The sequence below is a fragment of the Stenotrophomonas sp. SKA14 genome, from assembly GCF_000158575.1.
GTDB lineage: Bacteria > Pseudomonadota > Gammaproteobacteria > Xanthomonadales > Xanthomonadaceae > Stenotrophomonas > Stenotrophomonas forensis.
This window is the reverse complement of the sequence record NZ_DS999412.1, coordinates 3,476,351-3,492,578: the sequence shown is the minus strand read 5'-3', so window position 1 is coordinate 3,492,578 and position 16,228 is coordinate 3,476,351. Positions and strand designations below refer to the sequence as shown.

Annotated in this window: 11 protein-coding genes; 5 read left to right on the top strand and 6 right to left on the bottom strand. The window is 67.3% G+C overall.

Going from position 1 to position 16,228, the window contains the following annotated elements; genetic code table 11:
* Nucleotides 1-24: 24 nt before the first annotated feature.
* Entirely contained in the window at nt 25-2,133 is a 2,109-nt protein-coding gene (locus SSKA14_RS15670) for a phospholipase C, phosphocholine-specific (RefSeq protein WP_008265962.1), read from the bottom strand.
* 8 nt (nt 2,134-2,141) lie between these two features.
* Nucleotides 2,142-4,520, bottom strand: a complete 2,379-nt coding sequence (locus SSKA14_RS15665) for a TonB-dependent receptor (RefSeq protein ID WP_008268490.1) — start codon at nt 4,518-4,520, stop codon at nt 2,142-2,144.
* Nucleotides 4,521-4,580: 60 nt separating this feature from the next.
* Between SSKA14_RS15665 and SSKA14_RS15660 the strand changes: the two genes are divergently transcribed.
* Nucleotides 4,581-6,203, top strand: coding sequence for an OmpA family protein (locus SSKA14_RS15660; protein ID WP_232281407.1), 1,623 nt, complete (start codon nt 4,581-4,583; stop codon nt 6,201-6,203).
* A 12-nt stretch (nt 6,204-6,215) separates the two neighbouring features.
* On the opposite strand, the gene SSKA14_RS15655 is transcribed toward SSKA14_RS15660, so the two are convergent.
* On the bottom strand, nt 6,216-7,142 hold the full coding sequence (locus SSKA14_RS15655; RefSeq protein ID WP_008268629.1) for a c-type cytochrome: 927 nt from the start codon (nt 7,140-7,142) through the stop codon (nt 6,216-6,218).
* Nucleotides 7,139-8,485 carry a cytochrome c gene (locus SSKA14_RS15650; protein ID WP_040008046.1) on the bottom strand — a complete coding sequence of 449 codons (1,347 nt, stop codon included), beginning with the start codon at nt 8,483-8,485 and terminating at the stop codon, nt 7,139-7,141. Before SSKA14_RS15650 ends, SSKA14_RS15655 begins: the two co-directional genes overlap by 4 nt.
* Nucleotides 8,486-8,670: 185 nt before the next feature.
* On the opposite strand from SSKA14_RS15650, the gene SSKA14_RS15645 reads away from it, so the two are divergent.
* Complete coding sequence (locus SSKA14_RS15645; RefSeq protein ID WP_008268325.1) at nt 8,671-9,822, top strand: alpha/beta fold hydrolase; 1,152 nt, start codon at nt 8,671-8,673, stop codon at nt 9,820-9,822.
* 83 nt (nt 9,823-9,905) lie between these two features.
* Here SSKA14_RS15645 and SSKA14_RS15640 read toward each other — a convergent pair whose 3' ends face one another.
* The gene (locus SSKA14_RS15640) at nt 9,906-11,045 is read right to left on the bottom strand and encodes an MFS transporter (RefSeq protein ID WP_008268669.1); all 1,140 of its coding nucleotides are present in this window, start codon (nt 11,043-11,045) and stop codon (nt 9,906-9,908) included.
* A gap of 185 nt (nt 11,046-11,230) precedes the next feature.
* On the opposite strand from SSKA14_RS15640, the gene SSKA14_RS15635 reads away from it, so the two are divergent.
* Nucleotides 11,231-11,926: an alpha/beta hydrolase gene (locus SSKA14_RS15635; RefSeq protein WP_040008044.1), complete on the top strand. Its 696-nt coding sequence runs from the start codon at nt 11,231-11,233 to the stop codon at nt 11,924-11,926.
* Nucleotides 11,927-12,113: 187 nt separating this feature from the next.
* Nucleotides 12,114-14,318: a TonB-dependent siderophore receptor gene (locus SSKA14_RS15630; protein ID WP_040008043.1), complete on the top strand. Its 2,205-nt coding sequence runs from the start codon at nt 12,114-12,116 to the stop codon at nt 14,316-14,318.
* A gap of 56 nt (nt 14,319-14,374) precedes the next feature.
* Here SSKA14_RS15630 and SSKA14_RS15625 read toward each other — a convergent pair whose 3' ends face one another.
* Nucleotides 14,375-15,076: a pirin family protein gene (locus SSKA14_RS15625; RefSeq protein ID WP_008268748.1), complete on the bottom strand. Its 702-nt coding sequence runs from the start codon at nt 15,074-15,076 to the stop codon at nt 14,375-14,377.
* A 140-nt stretch (nt 15,077-15,216) separates the two neighbouring features.
* Between SSKA14_RS15625 and SSKA14_RS15620 the strand changes: the two genes are divergently transcribed.
* Nucleotides 15,217-16,137, top strand: coding sequence for a LysR family transcriptional regulator (locus SSKA14_RS15620; protein ID WP_008265411.1), 921 nt, complete (start codon nt 15,217-15,219; stop codon nt 16,135-16,137).
* Nucleotides 16,138-16,228 lie beyond the last annotated feature (91 nt).

Here is a 16,228-nt window from a genome sequence, read left to right as displayed (position 1 = left end):
TCGACGCTACAACGGCGGAGCAGCTCAATCGTGCTCGAAGCGCAGCGGTTCGCTGCCCATCGCCGGGTCGCTGGTGCCGGGGCGTCCATCCTCGGCGCGCCCGGCCAGGCGCAGGGTGCTCTGGCCGGCGCTGACCTGCAGGTCATACCAGCCAGCGGTAGGAGTCGCGTCCCATGCCAGCGATGTGTCCGCACGCGCCGGCAGCGCCAGCGTCTGCTCGGGCATGTGCCCGGCATAGGCGCCGGCCTGCACACGCAGTTGCAGCGCGCTGTCGCCGAGATTGCGCAGCTGCAACCGCAGTTGGCCGTCCGCGCGCTCGACCGTCGCCTGCAGGGCGGGCGCCTTTGCCGCGCCATGGAAGTGGCGGTGGAAGCCATTCGGGCCGAGCAGCCACAGGTCGTAGCGCCCCTGGGCATCCAATGGCCAGCGCTCCTGCAGCGGCATCCCCGGTACCAGCGTGTAGCGGCGCGGAATGGCCCCGAGCCGCAAGCGGTCGTAGACATGCAGTACCGCCGCCGCACCTTCACAGGACAGCACCAGATCCACGCCCGATGCATCCAGGCGGGCGATCGACGCCTGCGGCCGATAGGGCAAGGCCCGCGCCGGGCGCACGCCGCTTTCCTGCTTCGCCGGCTTCAGTCCCTCCGGCAACGCCGGCACGGTGCGTCCCGGCAGCGCGGCGGCACGTGCGGCCACCGCGCTGACGTCGGGCAGGCCGCGCACGAACGGGCGGGTATCGCGCTGGGCGAAGTCGAAGGCGCCCGTCAGGTCGCCGCAGACCGCACGGCGCCACGGCGAGATGTCTGGCGCGGCCACGCCGAAGCGGCGTTCGATCAGGCGGATGACCGAGGTGTGGTCGTACACCTGTGAATCGACCCAGCCGCCGCGGCTCCACGGCGAAATCACGTACAGCGGCACGCGCGGGCCGAGCCCATACGGGCGGCCGCGCAGCTCGGTGGCATCGTATTTTTCATCACCCGGTGCCGGATGATGGTGATACTCGCCGTCGGTACTGACCGATGAGGCGCCGGCCCAGCCGCCGGCCACGGGCGAAGGCGGTGCCGGTGGCGGCATGTGGTCGAAGAAGCCGTCGTTCTCGTCGAACATCAGCAGCAGTGCCGTACGACTCCAGACCTCCGGATCGGCAGTCAGCGCGTCCAGCACGCGCGCGGTATAGGCCGCGCCCTGGGCGGGACTGGACGGGCCGGGATGTTCGCTGCCGGCGGCGTCGGCGATGATGAAACTGACCTGCGGCAGGCGCCCGTCCAGTACATCCTGGCGCAGCAGCGCCAACCCGCGCGTGCTGACGCCGCGCGCGCGCAGCTGTGGGTCATGCCCGGGTGCAGCGCTGTAGGCGCGGCGGAACGCTTCGAAGCCGGCCAGCGGGTTGTCGGTGAAGTTGTCGGCCATGTCCTGGTAGATCTGCCAGGACACGCCCGCCTGCTGCAGGCGTTCGACATAGCTGGTCCAGCGGTACGACGCCGGATGCCCGCCGTATTCGGGGAAGTTGTCGTGCGAGTTGGCGATCACCGGGCCACCGGCGCGGGCCCGCGCATCGTTGTGGCCGGTCCACAGGAACACCCGGTTCGGGTTGGTGCCGGCCTGCATCGCGCAGTGGTAGGCGTCGCAGATCGTGAAGGCATCGGCCAGTGCGAACTGGAACGGCAGGTCGCTGCGCTGGAAGTAGCCCATCGAGTGATTCTGCTTGGCCTTCGGCCATTGCCCCATGCGGCCGTGGTCCCATGCGCGCTGGGCATCGGGCCAGGTGTGTGGGGTGCCTTCCACGCGCATGTAGCCGAAGTGCGCGGCGGTATCCAGCGGGAACGGCGCAATCGCGCGCTTGCCGCTGGCGTCGGGTTGCAGCCACAGGCTGCGGGTGCGGCCACCGGCCTCCAGTGCAGCGGCCGGCGCGACGAAGCGATCGCCGAAGCCACGCACGCCCGGCAGGGTGCCGAAGTAGTGGTCAAACGAGCGGTTTTCCTGCATCAACACCACGATGTGCTGCAGGTCTTCGAGGCTGCGCGTCTGCGCGGCAGGGGCAATCGCTGCGGCCCGGGCGATGCTGGGCAGCAGCGGGGAAAGGCCGGCGGCAACGCCGGCCTGCAACAACCGGCGTCGGCCGATATCGGTCACGGGCTCACTCACAGGTCCACACGGAAGGAGATGCCGACGGTGCGCGGGGCGCCGATGAAGGCGTTGTCGCGGCCGTCCACCCCTGCAAGATACCGCTTGTCGGTCAGATTGCTCACCACCAGGTTGGCGCCCATGCCCTTCAGGCGCGGGGACAGGCCCTGCAGGTCGAAACCGATGTTGGCATTGAACACGGTGGCCGACGGCAGCTTGTTGACGTTGGCGGCGTCCAGGTAGCGGGTGCCCAGGTAGCGGCCGGACAGGCCGAAGTTCCAGTTCGCACCCTGCCAGTCAGCCGACAGCACCAGGGTGTTCTCCGGCTGGCCGATCACCTTGGCGCCGTCGACGATGCCCAGCTGGGTGTCGCGTGCGGCGTTGCCGCTGCCGAGGTACTTGGAGCGGTTGTAGGTGTAGGCCGCATTGATCCGCCAGCCGTTGTCCCAGCCATAGCCGAACGCCGCTTCCAGGCCGTTGCTTTCCACGCCGCCGAAGTTCTCGTAGACGCCGTCGGTCTCGCCCAGGTAGTCGATGCCGCTGACGAAGCCAGCCGGCAGGTAGACGATGCGGTTGTCGAACTTGATGTTGTACAGGGTGACCGAGGCGGTCAGCGGCCAGCGGCTGATGCGCATGCCCACTTCGATGTTGTCGGCGGTTTCCGGCTCGACGTTGCGGAAGCGCTGCGGGTCGGTCTCGCCCAGCACGCCGGAGGGGATGGCGGCGAAGTTCTGCGAGAAGCCGGCGAACAGCTCCATGCCTTCCACGCCCGGCGCCCAGGTGAAGCCGGTGGACAGCAGCGGGTCGGACTTGGAATCGGAGGTCACATGCTCGGCGGCACCGATCACGCGGCGGCGTGACTGGTCGACGAAGAACTGCTTCACGCCCAGGCGCGCGCTGAACGGGCCGAAGCGCGCGACGTCCTCGACGTAGTACATCTGCTCGTCAACCTTGTACTTGTCCTCGAACTGCACCCAGTACGGCTGGTGATCGAAGGCGATGCTCTGGCCGACATTGAGCAGGCGGTGCCAGTCGCGGCGCGCCGAACGGTCAAGTTTCTCCACCCACAGGCCGCCGCGGATCGTGTTGTCGACCGTGCCGAAGCTCTGCCGCCATTCAACGTCGGCGGTCACGCCCATGCGGTCGTTGTCGTAGTGGGTGTGGCGGTAGGACTGCGCACCCAGTACGTTGCCGGCGTAGCAGTTCGGGTCGTACTCGGCGGTGAAGCCCAGCCGCGGGGTGCAGCTGGCCAGGCGCTGCGCGGCGCTGCCATCGGGATTGACGAAGAAGATCTGGCCGCGATTGCTGCCGCCGTAGACCGTCTTGCCGCCGATGTATTCCGACTCCGGGCGACCGGCGCCGTCATCGCTGACCTGCGCCAGGTACGGCGGCAGCCAGTCGCCGCGCCCTTCCATGCGGTGCCCGTAGGCCGCCACCGAGGCCTTGAAGCCGTTGCCGCCATCGAAGGCGGCGCGCAGGTAGCCGAAGGTGTTTTCGCGCAGCGCACGCGAGCCGGAACGGTAGTTCTGGTCCAGGTACGGAATGCCGGTAAGCGTGCCCACCAGATTGTCACGGTCCGGGTTGGTGGCGAAGCCGGCGGGCGAGACACTGGTGTACTCGGGCTCGTCGGCATCGTTGTAGGACAGGTAGCCGGTCAGCGTCCAGCGGTCCAGCTCGGTGATGAACTTGCCGGCGATATGGTCGTTGCTGGCGTGGCCGGTGCCATCGATCCAGTCGTGCACCTTGGATGAGGAGGCGCTGACCCAGGCGCGGGTGTGGCCGCCGAGCAGGCCGGTGTCATAACGCACGTAGTACTTGCGTGCGTCGTTGTCACCGGCGCCGATCACGAAGCGCAGGCGGCTGTCCTGCAGCGGATCGCTGGTGAGGAAGTTCAGCGTACCGCCCAGCGCCTCATTCGAGCGCGAGGAGATGTCGGCGGTACCCTGGCTGACTTCCACCGTTTCCAGATCGAGGGTGTCGATGTAGCGGTTGGCCAGCGAACCACCGCCGTATCCAGAGCCACCATTGGGCAGGCCGTCGATGGTGGTGCCGATCTGCTGGGTGTCGCGGTTGGTGACGAAGCCACGCATGCTGATCTGCGTACCCCACACCGACGAGCCGGTGGCGTCGGCCTCGCTGACCACCACGCCCGGCACTTCATTGAGCGCGTCGTTGACACTGCTCATCACCGTCTGCCGGTTCAGCGTCTCCGCGCGTACCGAAGTCTTGGCGTAACTGGTGGCCTGGCCGATCACCTGCACCTGGTCCAGCGTGCGGGCGTCGCTGCTGCGCGCTTCGGCCGTCTCGCCCTGCGGTGCTTCGGCCAGGGCGTCCAGTGCGGGGGCGATCAGCAGGGCAAGCAGCGAAATACGGGGAAAGCGCGCAATCGTTCGCATCGAAACCGGACCTGCAAGGGAGGGAAGCCCCGGAGTGTCGGCAGCGCCAATGACATCGGCATGACGTGGCCACGCAACGACGATGGCACTGTGGGGCCGGTCACGGCCTTCGGGTATGCTCGGCGCTTCAATGGAGCTGAGGTGCTGGCGATGCGGAAGCGGTCGAAGATCTGGTTGGGGGGCGCAGCACTGGTGCTGCTGGCAGGGTGCAGCGGGGCGCCTTCAGGCGAACAGGCGGGCGCACAGCCTCCGCTGCCCAGCGCCGGTGAGAACGCCGCACCCGAGGCAGCGCCGCTGGCTTCCGCCACTGCGGCCGATGGTGCCGCACTTGCCGACCGCGATGGCAAGCCCGTGCCGTTGATGCCGTTCGACACCGGCAGCGTGCCGCTGAGCACTGCTGCGCTGGGCGAACTGCCGTTCTTCAGCCTGCCGCAGGGCTATGCGCCGCAGAACGCGCCGCACCCGCGCGCGTGGGCACGTTTTCCGTTCCGCATGGGCGAGGGTGTGCATTGGGTGGAAGGCCCGAGCTGGTCGGCACGCATCGTGGCCGACAGTGAAGCGGCACCCGACAAGGCGTTCTCCGCACTGGAAGTGCAGCGAAACTTCGACGGTGTGATCACGGCCGCCGGTGGGCGCAAGGTGTTTGAAGGCGCGCTGCGGCGCGATATCTACTATGGCCCGCAGCTGGAAGGCGAGATCGGTGGCGGCTTCATCGATGCGGTGAACGGCGAACAGGACGCGCCCACCACGGTCTACGTGCTGCGCCAGGCCAACCGCACCGTGTGGGTGCAGCTGGCAGTGGACAGCAACGGCGCTGGCCTGGTGGTCGTGGATGAAGTGCCATTCAAGGCCACCGCGCAGTGGTCGGACAGCTTCCCGCACCTGTCCCTGCCGGCCGGTTATGGCGACCGCAACAAGGCCAAGCAACGCGATTTCGATGCGTTCCCGTTCTGGACCGGCGATCACTTCGAGCAGGTCGAGGGTCGTACCTTCGCCGTCGATTTCGACAAGGGCGAGCGCGAGTACTCAATGCACGAAGTGCGCCGCAACCTTGAAGCGATGATGGCCCAAGTCAACGGCATCAAGGTGTTCGAGGGACGCATCCCGCGCGAGGCGGCCGAAGGGGTGCCGAAGCCGGTGCAGTCGGCCTACAGCAATGCAGCCAGCTACAACTGGAACAACTACGACAGCGTGGTCTACCGCGCCGATCTGGCCGATGGCCGCCAGGTGTGGGTGCACGCGCGGCTGGAATACCTCAGTGCCGGCTGGGTGGTGGCCGAACGCAAGGGCTTCGCCCAGACCGCGGCGCTGCTGCCGGCCGATGCGTTGAAGAAGAAGCTGGACAGCGACGGCCGGGTGGCGATCCAGGTCAACTTCGCCACCGACAAGGCGCAGATCCTGCCGGCCTCCGAACTGCAGCTGGCGCAGGTGCTGCAGCTTCTGCAGGGTGATCCTGCGTTGAAGCTGTCGATTGAAGGCCACACCGACGACAGCGGCGCCGTGGCGCATAACCGCAGTCTGTCGGAGGATCGCGCACGGTCGGTGGTGGCCGCGCTGACCGCCAAGGGCATCGCCGCCGATCGCCTGCAGGCGGCCGGCTTCGGTGCCGACAAGCCGGTGGCCGACAATGGCAGCGAGGAAGGCAAGGCACGCAATCGCCGCGTGGAGCTGGTCAAGCGCTGAGCGGGCGCCTGCTCAGTACCGCGCGTCCTTGGGTTTCGGGTCGCGCGGCCAGTCCTTGCTCTTGTTGGCAAAGTCCGGCCGCGGCTGGTTGATGAAGTAGCTGGCGATGTCCACCGCGTCCTGGTCGGGCATCACCTGCTGCCCCAGCGGCGGCTCGCGGGTTACCGCCGGTGGCATGTTGTGCTTGACGAAGCCGGCGGCCTTGTACAGCCGGGCCATGCCAGCGCCGATGTTGAAACTGTGCTCACCCCACAGCGGCGGGAAGGCGATGTCACCGCTGGCATCACGGCGGCCTTCGCCGTTGTCGCCATGGCAGGCCGCACACTGGGCGGCGTACAGCGCCTGGCCGCGGATCGGGTCGGGGGTCAGCGTGCTGTCGATCGGCCCTTCACTGGGCGCAGCGACGCGGGCGCCCTCGGGCACCGGACTGCTCAGCCATGCCATGTAGTCGAGCATCGCGCGCATCTGCGGCGCGTCCTTCGGTAGCGGCTTGCCGTTCATCGAACGCTGCAGGCAGCCGTTGATGCGCTCGGTCAGTCCGATCACCTTGCCCGGGCGCGGCATATAGCGCGGATAGGCACCACCACCGGTATTGAAGTAGTGGTTGCCGAAGGCCCGCTTGCCCTCGGCCATGTGGCACGAATTGCAGTTCAGATCGTTGCCGACATTGTCCGGCAGCAGCCGCGCGGTCTCATTGAGAAGGCGGCGTCCGAGCATCACCGACTCGGCGTTGCCGAGCGCGGCGATCTCTTCGGCGCTGGGCGGCTGGTAATGCCCGACCACCTTGCCCTGCGCATCGAGCATGTCGAACGTGCTGGCCGTGGCGGCATCGAGATCCGGGTACAGATGGCGATAGGCGAGGGTGCCGGCACCGGCCAGTACCAGCGCGGTGATCGCACTGCCGAACAGCAGGCGGGAATGCTTGCGAGAGCGCTTCATCGCGCGGCCTCCTGCGGAACGTAGTGCACCGGCTTGTCGCGCACCACCCGGCGCATCCGCGCCACGTCGACCTCGCTGACCGCGCTGGCCTGGTTGCCCCAGCTGCTGCGGATGAAGGTCAGGATCTGTGCCAGCTGCGCGTTCGGCAGCTGCTCGAAGCCCGGCATGGTGAACGCCATGCGGTCATGCGGGGTGTGCGGCGTGCGGCCGCCGATCAGGGTCACCTGCACCAGCGAGCTCGGATCATCGGCGAATACGATCGAGTTGCCGGCCAGCGCCGGGTATACGCGTGGCATGCCGCGGCCATCGGCGCGGTGGCAGGCCTGGCAGTGCTCGGCATAGGCCAGCGAGCCGGCCACACGGTAGTCGCCATTGCGCAGCGCTGCGGTGGTGGTGTCGGTACCGACCGACCCCTGTGCGCTGCGGCCCTCGCGCGCCGGCAGCTGTTTCAGATAGCGCGCCATCGCAAGCAGGTCGGCATCGGACAGATACTGCGTGCTGTGTTCGACCACGTCGGCCATGCCGCCGAAGGCCGCCGAGCGATCGGTGCGGCCGGTGCGCAGGAAGTCGACGATCTCACCTTCGCTCCAGCTGGCCAGGCCGGTTGACTCGTTGCGCAGGTTCTTCGCATACCAGCCTTCCAGCACCGAGCCGGACAGGAACTGGCGGCTGCCATCGTCGGCCATCGCCTTTTCCTGGAACGCCAGGCCGCGTGGCGTGTGGCAGGCGCCGCAGTGGGCCAGGCCTTCCACCAGTTCGGCACCGCGCTGCTGCCCGGCATCCAGCAACGGGTCCGGGTTGAAACTGCGCGGGCGTGCGAACAGCAGCTGCCACCACGCCAGCGGCCAGCGCATGTTGGCCGGCCATGGAATCGTGCTGTCGGCGTTGTCCTGCTTTACCGGCTGCACCGAGCCCATGAAGTAGGCGTACAGCGCCTTTATCTCGGCGTCGCTGGCAATCACGTAGGAGGCATATGGCATCGCCGGATACAACGGCTGGCCGTCATGACGGATGCCGCGGCGCACCGCGCGCTCGAAGTCGGCGTAGTCGTAGCTGCCGATACCGGTTTCGGGGTCGGGCGTGATGTTGGTCGAGTAGATCGTGCCCATCGGCGTCTGCATGCCGAGGCCACCGGCGAACGGCTTGCCGCCCGGCGCGGTATGGCAGGCCGCGCAGTCGGCGGCGCGCGACAGGTATTGCCCCTGCGTGATCAGGGCTGGATCGTGGATGTCGACCTGCGCCGTCTGTCGCGGTGCGAACCAGTAGGGCGTGGTGCGGGCGATGCCGTAGGCGGCGGCCACTGTGGCGGCCAGGGCAATGGCGAGCTTGAGCGAGGTGCGCATGGCGGCACTGTGTTCAATCCTGCGGGCGCGTTCATTGATCCGGATCAATGACTGAACGGATACAGCTTGTGCACCAAGCTGAATCGTTCCTGCGTTGTCATCAAGCCGTCATCCGTGCGCGATAGATGGAAGGGCGATTGAGGCGTTAACGTCCCAGCCTGTCTGATTTGCCCCTATGACGTGATATGAAGCGCCTGCTGCTGCTGTTGCTGGCGTGCGCCGGCCTGTGGCTGGCTGCATGCTCTTCTTCGATGAATGCCGCGTCCACCTCGCTCGCCGACAGGCTGATTGCGCCAGGTGGCGTGTCGACCCTGCTTGATCGCCCGCGCATCGCCGCGGCCATCGCCGAACTGCCCAACCGCCATGGCTTCGCACCGGGCCGCGATGGCGTGCCGATCTTCTGGCGCGTGTTCGATGCGGGTGACTACGGTGCGCGCTACCACTACCTGCCGCAGCGCCACGAGAACGGCCTGCCGCTGGACACCGGACTGAGCCTGGCCGTGCCGCAGCCATTCCGTGCGCAGGCGCCGCGCGGCACCGTGGTGCTGCTGCACGGCTGGATGATGAACGGCGATTCGATGCTGCCGTGGTCGCTGCAGCTGGCCGAATCGGGCTACCGCGTGGTCACCTTGGATCTGCGCAACCACGGCCAGTCCGGTGCAGGCCCGTCCGGCTATGGCACCTATGAATCCGACGACGTTGTCGATGTGATCGGTGAACTGCGCGCGCGCGGCGAGATCACTGGACCGCTGTACCTGTTCGGCGTCTCCTACGGCGCCGCGACCGCGGTGTTCACCGCCGACAAGCTGGGCGACCAGGTGGCCGGGGTGGTGGCGATGGAGTCGTTCGCCAATGCCGGGGTGGCGATCCGCACGATGATCCCGCACCTGATGGGGTTGCAACCGGAAGGCCTGAAGGCGCAGGCGGTGGCGTCCTACGCGCGCTGGCGCTACGGCGGCCAGGACATCAACCAGGTGATCGCTGCAGCCAGCCGCCGCATCGATGTCGATCTGGATCGGGTGGACGTGGCGCGAGCGCTGGCCGATACCCGTGCCTGCGTGCTGCTGCTGCACGGGCAGGGCGACCAGCACATTCCGGTCAGCCAGGGCCGCGAGCTGGCACAGGCCAATCCGCGCGCGCACTACATCGAGATGCGTGGCGAGGACCACATCACTCTGCCGCTGCGGCTGGACCTGCTGGCCGGCGTGGTCGATGACTGGATGGCCCGCGACGAGCACCACCCGAAGAGCGCATGCCCGGCCCCGCAGCTGCCCGCGCAGGCCGAGTGGCTGGTGCACGACGCCGATACTTCGCCGAAGTCTCCAACGCGCGGTTGAACAAGAAGGGGACGGAGGGGATCAAGTCGTTTGCAGCACACCTGATGCAGATACGCCTTAATCCCCTCCGTCCCCTTTTTCTGTCAGGGCAGGCGGCGTGCCAGTGAGCGTGCGGACGCGGCCACACCGAGCAGCAACGCGGCCACGCACAGGAAGGCGAAGCCGAGGCTGGTCACATGCGCGAGCGCGCCGATCGCGGCCGGGCCGGCGAGGATGCCGGCGTAGCCCAGCGTGGTCACCGCCGTGATGGCGATGCTCTCCGGCATCACCCGTTGCTGGCCGGCCATCGAGAACAGCGCCGGCACGATGTTGGCGCAGCCCAGCCCGACCAGTACGTAGCCGCCCAGCGCCACCGGGAACGACGGTACCAGCGTGGCCAGGCCGAAACCGGTGGCCGCAGTGATGCCACCGATGACGATCGTGCGGGTTCGCCCGAGGCGCTCGACGATGCCATCACCAAACAGCCGCATCGCTGTCATCGCCAGGGTGAACACCGCGAAGCCCGCGCCGGCCTGGTCGCGCTGCACCTGCCGCACGTCGGCCAAAAACACTGCGCTCCAATCCAGCATCGAGCCCTCGGCAAGGAACACCACGAACGCGAGCACACCGATGAACAGCACCACGCCATGCGGCAGTGCCAGCAGGGGGCCTTCATGCAGGATGCGCTGCGGTCGCCAGTGCGGAGCCGACAGGGCTGCGACCAGCAGCAGTGCGGCAACCGACACCAGCGCGGCCACCCACAGCGGCGTGCCGAGAATCAGCAGGCCGGTCATGCAGCCGGCACCGACGAAGCCGCCGATGCTGTAGAAGGCGTGGAAGCCGGACATCATCGCGCGCCCGGCATCGCGCTCGACGGCCACCGCCTGCATGTTCATCGCACAGTCCAGTGCCCCTACGCCAGCGCCGAACACGAACAGCGCCGCGCCCAGTGCCATGGGTGAAGGGGCCAGTACCAGCAGGGGCAGCGCGCAAAACATCATGGCGCAGGTGATGACCATCACCCGACGGCAGCCCAGTCGCCCGGTCAGTGCGCCCGCCAAAGGCATCGCCAGCAGCGAGCCCAGGCCCAGGCACAGCAGCACCGCGCCAAGGCTGGCGTCGGACAGCCCGGCCTTGGCCTTGGCGTAGGGCACCATCGGCGCCCACGCGGCGGTGGCGAATCCGGGAATGAAGAAGGCGGCACGGGTAGCGTGCTGCTGGGCAAGCGGAGATGAAGGCGTCATGCGCGATGTGAAGCTCCAGAGGAACCTCCATGGAAACGTTTTCACACGGGATCGGCAAGTGCCATGCATGACATTGGACGACGCATACGATTGCAGTGACCCGATTGCGTCACCAGTGGTTAACGTCGCCCACGGACAGTGGCTGCACGGTCGGCATTCCGCCGGCCGCTGCCGGAGATCCGTACATGAGCACGACACCGACCATCCTCCTCGTCCATGGATTCTGGGGCGGGGCTGCACACTGGGCGAAGGTGATCCTGGAACTGCATCGCAACGGCCATGACCGCGTGCAGGCGGTGGAACTGCCACTCACCTCGCTGGCCGACGATGCAGGACGCACCCAGAAGATGATCCGGCAGATCGACGGGCCGGTGCTGCTGGTCGGCCATTCCTATGGTGGCGCAGTGATCAGCCAGGCCGGCAACGAGGCCAACGTGAAGGGGCTGGTCTATATCGCGGCCTTTGCCCCGGATGACGGCGAAAGCCCGGGCGGCATCACCCAGCAACATCTGCCGGAAGCCGCGCCGAATCTGGCACCGGACAGCGACGGCTACCTGTGGCTGCGCGCGGACAAGTTCCATGAGAGTTTCTGCCAGGACCTGAGCGCCGACGAAGGCCGGGTGATGGCCGTGACCCAGAAGGCGCCGCTGGCCAGCACCTTTGGTGACGCGGTCAGCGACCCGGCGTGGAGGCACCGGCCCAGTTGGTACCAGTTGTCCCGCCATGACCGCATGATCGCGCCGGAGAACCAGAAGGCGATGGCTGGCAGGATGCAGCCCAAGCGACTGCTGGAGCTGGATGCCAGCCATGCCTCGCTGGCCTCGCAGCCGAAGGAAGTAACCGCGCTGATCCTGGAGGCCTGCGCCGCCATCGGCGGCTGAGCCTGCGGCAGCGCGCCGCACGACAGCACATCGCACGACAGCCGGGGCGCAGGGGAGTACACTCCTGCGCCTGCGCCTGCGCCTGCGCCTGCGCCTGCGCCTGCGCCTGCGCCTGCGGCCATCCGGCCGAATCCCCATCCCCTCCAGCCGTCGCCAGAGGATCCCACCCGATCGTGGAGGTCCCGTCGTGCTGTCCGTGCCCGTTGCCCGTATCCCGTCTTTGCTGATGCGCCGTCGCCTGCTGCCGCAGGCGCTCGCACAGAGCCTGCTGATCGCTGCACTGGCCGGCAGCGGCAGCGCCGCCGCACAGTCCACCGATGACGGCGACAAGGCCACGCAGACGCCCACCTCGCCGACCCTGCAGACCGTGCAGGTCACCGCCAACCAGCTGGGCACCATCACCGAAGGCAGCGGCGCCTACACACCTGGCACCATCGCTACCGCCACCCGCCTGGTGCTGACCCCGCGGCAGACACCGCAGACCATCAGCGTGATCACCCGTGCGGAGATGGATGACTTCGGCCTGCACGGTATCGATGACGTGATGCGGGTGACCCCGGGCATCAGCATCGTCACCTACGACAGCGAGCGCACCGAGTACTACGCACGTGGTTTCGCCGTGCAGAACTTCCAGTACGACGGCATCCCGATGTCGCGTGACTCGGCCTATTCGGCCGGCAACACGCTCAGCGACACCGCCATCTACGACCGCATCGAAGTGCTCAAGGGCGCTACCGGCCTGTTGACCGGCATGGGCGATCCCGGCGCGACCATCAATCTGGTGCGCAAGAAGCCCGGCAGGGACTTCGCCGGCAGCGCGACGCTGGGCCTCGGTCGCTGGGACGACTACCGTGCCGAGATCGATGTGGGTGGCCCATTGACCGCGGATGGGCGCGTGCGCGGCCGCGCGGTCGGTGCGTGGCAGGACAAGCATTCCAACCTCGACCACTACCAGCGCACCAGCAAGGTCGGCTACGCAGTGCTGGAAGCCGATCTGGGCGAGCGCACGCTACTGACCGTGGGTGGCGACGCGATGGACAGCGACCCGAAGGGCTCGACCTGGGGTGGCATTCCGCTGCTGGACAGTGCCGGCAACTTCAATGACATGCCGCGCTCGTTCAACAACGGCACCCGCTGGAGTGGCTGGGGCCAGTATGTGCGTACCGGCTTTGCCACGCTGGAGCACACCTTCGACAACGATTGGGTCGCCAAGCTGCAGCTCAACCACCAGGTCAACGGTTATGACGCTGCCCTGGCCGGTGCGGCCGGTGGCAATCCCGATCCGGTCACCGGCGAAGGCGTGTCGTTGTGGTTGAGCAAGTATGTCGGCAGGACGGTCAGCAATGCCGCCGATTTCTACCTGAGTGGTCATTTCGGCCTGTTCGGCCGCGAGCATGAGCTGGTGGTGGGCGGCAGTGCCTCGCGCAAGCGCTGGACCAATACCGGTTATTCGCCGCAGCCCGGCTACCCGACGGAAGTACCCGACTACCGTGCATGGCGGGGCGACATCGCGGAGCCGCAATGGCAGCGCAGCTACGACAACAATGAAGTGACCCGTGAGAACGGCCTGTACGTGGTCGGCCGTTTTGACCTGGCCGATCCGCTGAAGGTGATCGTTGGCAGCCGCCTGGCCAGCTACCGCTCGCCGCAGACGCGCGAGACCGGCGTGTTCGTGCCGTATGCCGGCGTGGTCTACGACCTTGGCGAGCACTATTCGGTGTACGCCAGCTACAGCACCATCTTCAAGCCACAGGGCGAGCGTGACGAGCAGGGCAAGGCGCTGGATCCGCTGGAAGGCCGCAGCTACGAGATGGGCCTGAAGGCCGAGTTCCTCGACGGCCGCTTCAACGCCAGTGCAGCGCTGTTCCAGCTTGACCAGGACAACTTCGCCCAGCCCACCGGCGGCAAGACACCGGATGGGCAGGATGCCTATCGCGCCCTGATGGGCGTGCGGACCAAGGGTTACGAGCTGGAAATGTCGGGCCAGCTGGCCGAGGGCTGGCAGGTGCAAGGTGGGTTCTCGCACAAGATCGCGCGCCAGGCCGGTGGCAAGGTGACCACGCTGGAGCCGGAAAACCAGTTCAGCCTGCACACCAGCTACCGCCTGCGTGGCGACTGGAAGGGGCTGACGCTGGGCGGTGGCGCGCGGTGGCAGGATTCCACCTTCGGCGAGATCACCAACCCGGCCACGCAGGCCAAGGTGGTGCATCGCACCCAACCGTATTGGTTGCTGGACGCGATGGCGCGCTATGAATTCAACGATCGCCTGTCGGCCACGCTCAACGTCAACAACCTGCTCGACAAGCGCTACTACACCATCTTCAGCTGGTACAGCACCTACACCTGGGGTGAGCCGCGCAATGTACGGCTGGCGATGACGTACAGGTTCTGACACCCGCCGCTACGCGAAACCGCCCGCGATGCGTCATGGCATCGCGGGCGCCATGGTTACAGCGGCAGGTCGAACACCAGCACTTCGGCGTCGTTGCCGTTTTCCAGGGTCAGCTGCGCTTCGTCGCTGACCTGCAGCGCATCACCGGCCTCCAGGGTGATGCCGTTCACCTGCAACTGGCCACGGGCCACCTGCACGTAGGCGCCACGACCGTTGCCGAGCGCATGGTGCAGCTTCTGGTCGCCATCAAGGATGGTGGCGAAGATGCGGGCATCCTGGTGGATGCGCAGCGAACCGTCGGCACCGTCCGGCGAAGCGATCAGGCGCAGCTGGCCGCGCTTGCTGTCCGGCGTGAAGTGGGTCTCCTCGTAGGACGGGGTGATGTTCTCCGCATCCGGGAAGATCCAGATCTGCAGGAAGTGCACGGTCTCGTCGGCCGAGTGGTTGAACTCGCTGTGGCTGACACCACTGCCGGCGCTCATGCGCTGCACGTCGCCGTAGCGCAGCACCGAACCGGTGCCCATCGAGTCCTTGTGCTCCAGCGCACCGCCCAGCACGTAGGAGACGATCTCCATGTTGCTGTGGCTGTGGGTGCCGAAGCCCTGGCCGCCGATCACCTTGTCTTCGTTGATCACCCGCAGCGGGCCGAAGCTGACGTAGCGGGGGTCGTAGTAGTTGGCGAAGGAGAAGGTATGGCGCGAGGACAGCCAGCCATGCTCGGCCAGGCCACGGGTAGCGCTCTTGCGGATCTGCAGCATGATGGAATCTCCTTGTTCGATGGTTTCGATGGGGCGGGGTGGGGCGGTAGGCGCCGTGTTTCCCCGTTGGAGAGAAGTATCCGCTTGCGCCGTGGGTTTGAAAAACGGATAGTTTTGACAGCCATCATCGAAAAATTCGAATGCTCAAGCTCAGCCTGGATGCCCTGCAGATTCTCGATGCCATTGACCGCCGCGGCTCGTTCGCCGGCGCCGGCAAGGCCCTGCACAAGGTGCCCTCGACCATTTCCTACACCGTGGCCAAGCTGGAGGAGGACCTCGGCGTTCAGTTGTTCGACCGGGTCGGCCCGCGTGCCGAACCGACCGAGGCCGGTCGCGCGTTGCTGGACGAGGGCCGGCACCTGCTGCGCGCGGCCCGCGAACTGGAGCTGCGGGTGCGCCGGGTGGCATCGGGCTGGGAGACCGAGCTGACCCTGGCGGTGGATTCGGTGTTCCCGACCTGGCTGCTGGGCCCTGACATCGCTGCATTCCGTGAGGCCGAGGCGCCGACCCGGCTGCGGCTGATCGGCGAGGCACTGTCCGGCACCTGGGAAGCGCTGCTCGACAGACGCGCCGACCTGCTGGTGGGCGCACCGGGCGAGGGCCCCAGTGGCGGCGGCTACGTGGTCGAGCCGCTGGGCACGGTGGAATTCGTGTTCGCGGTTGCGCCCAACCATCCCCTGGCCGCGGTGGAGGGCGTGTTGGGTCGCGAGCAGCTGGTCGAGCATTGCGCGATCGCCGTTTCTGATTCGGCGCGGCGGCTGCTGCCGCGTACGGTCGGCCTGTTGATGGGGCAGGAGATGCTGACGGTGCCGGACATGGCCAGCAAGCTGAAGCTGCAGTGCGAGGGTGTCGGCTTCGGTTTCCTGCCTGAGCCGTGCGCGCGCGCGGCGGTGGCGCATGGCCAGCTGGTGATCCGCGAGGTGGAGGAGCACAAGCCGGAAGAGACCTTCTGGCTGGCCTGGCGCACGGGTGAGGATGGCGCGGCACTGCGCTGGTGGCGCGAGCGCCTGCGCAGGCCGGAGCTGCTGTCGCAGTGGTGGCAGGCCATGGCCAGGGGGTAGGGGTTTGGCAGGGCTGCGCCCTGCACCCGAGGTAGTGCCGGACGCTGGCCGGCAACCTCAACAGCAAAAGCAAAAGCAGGTTTCCTGATGG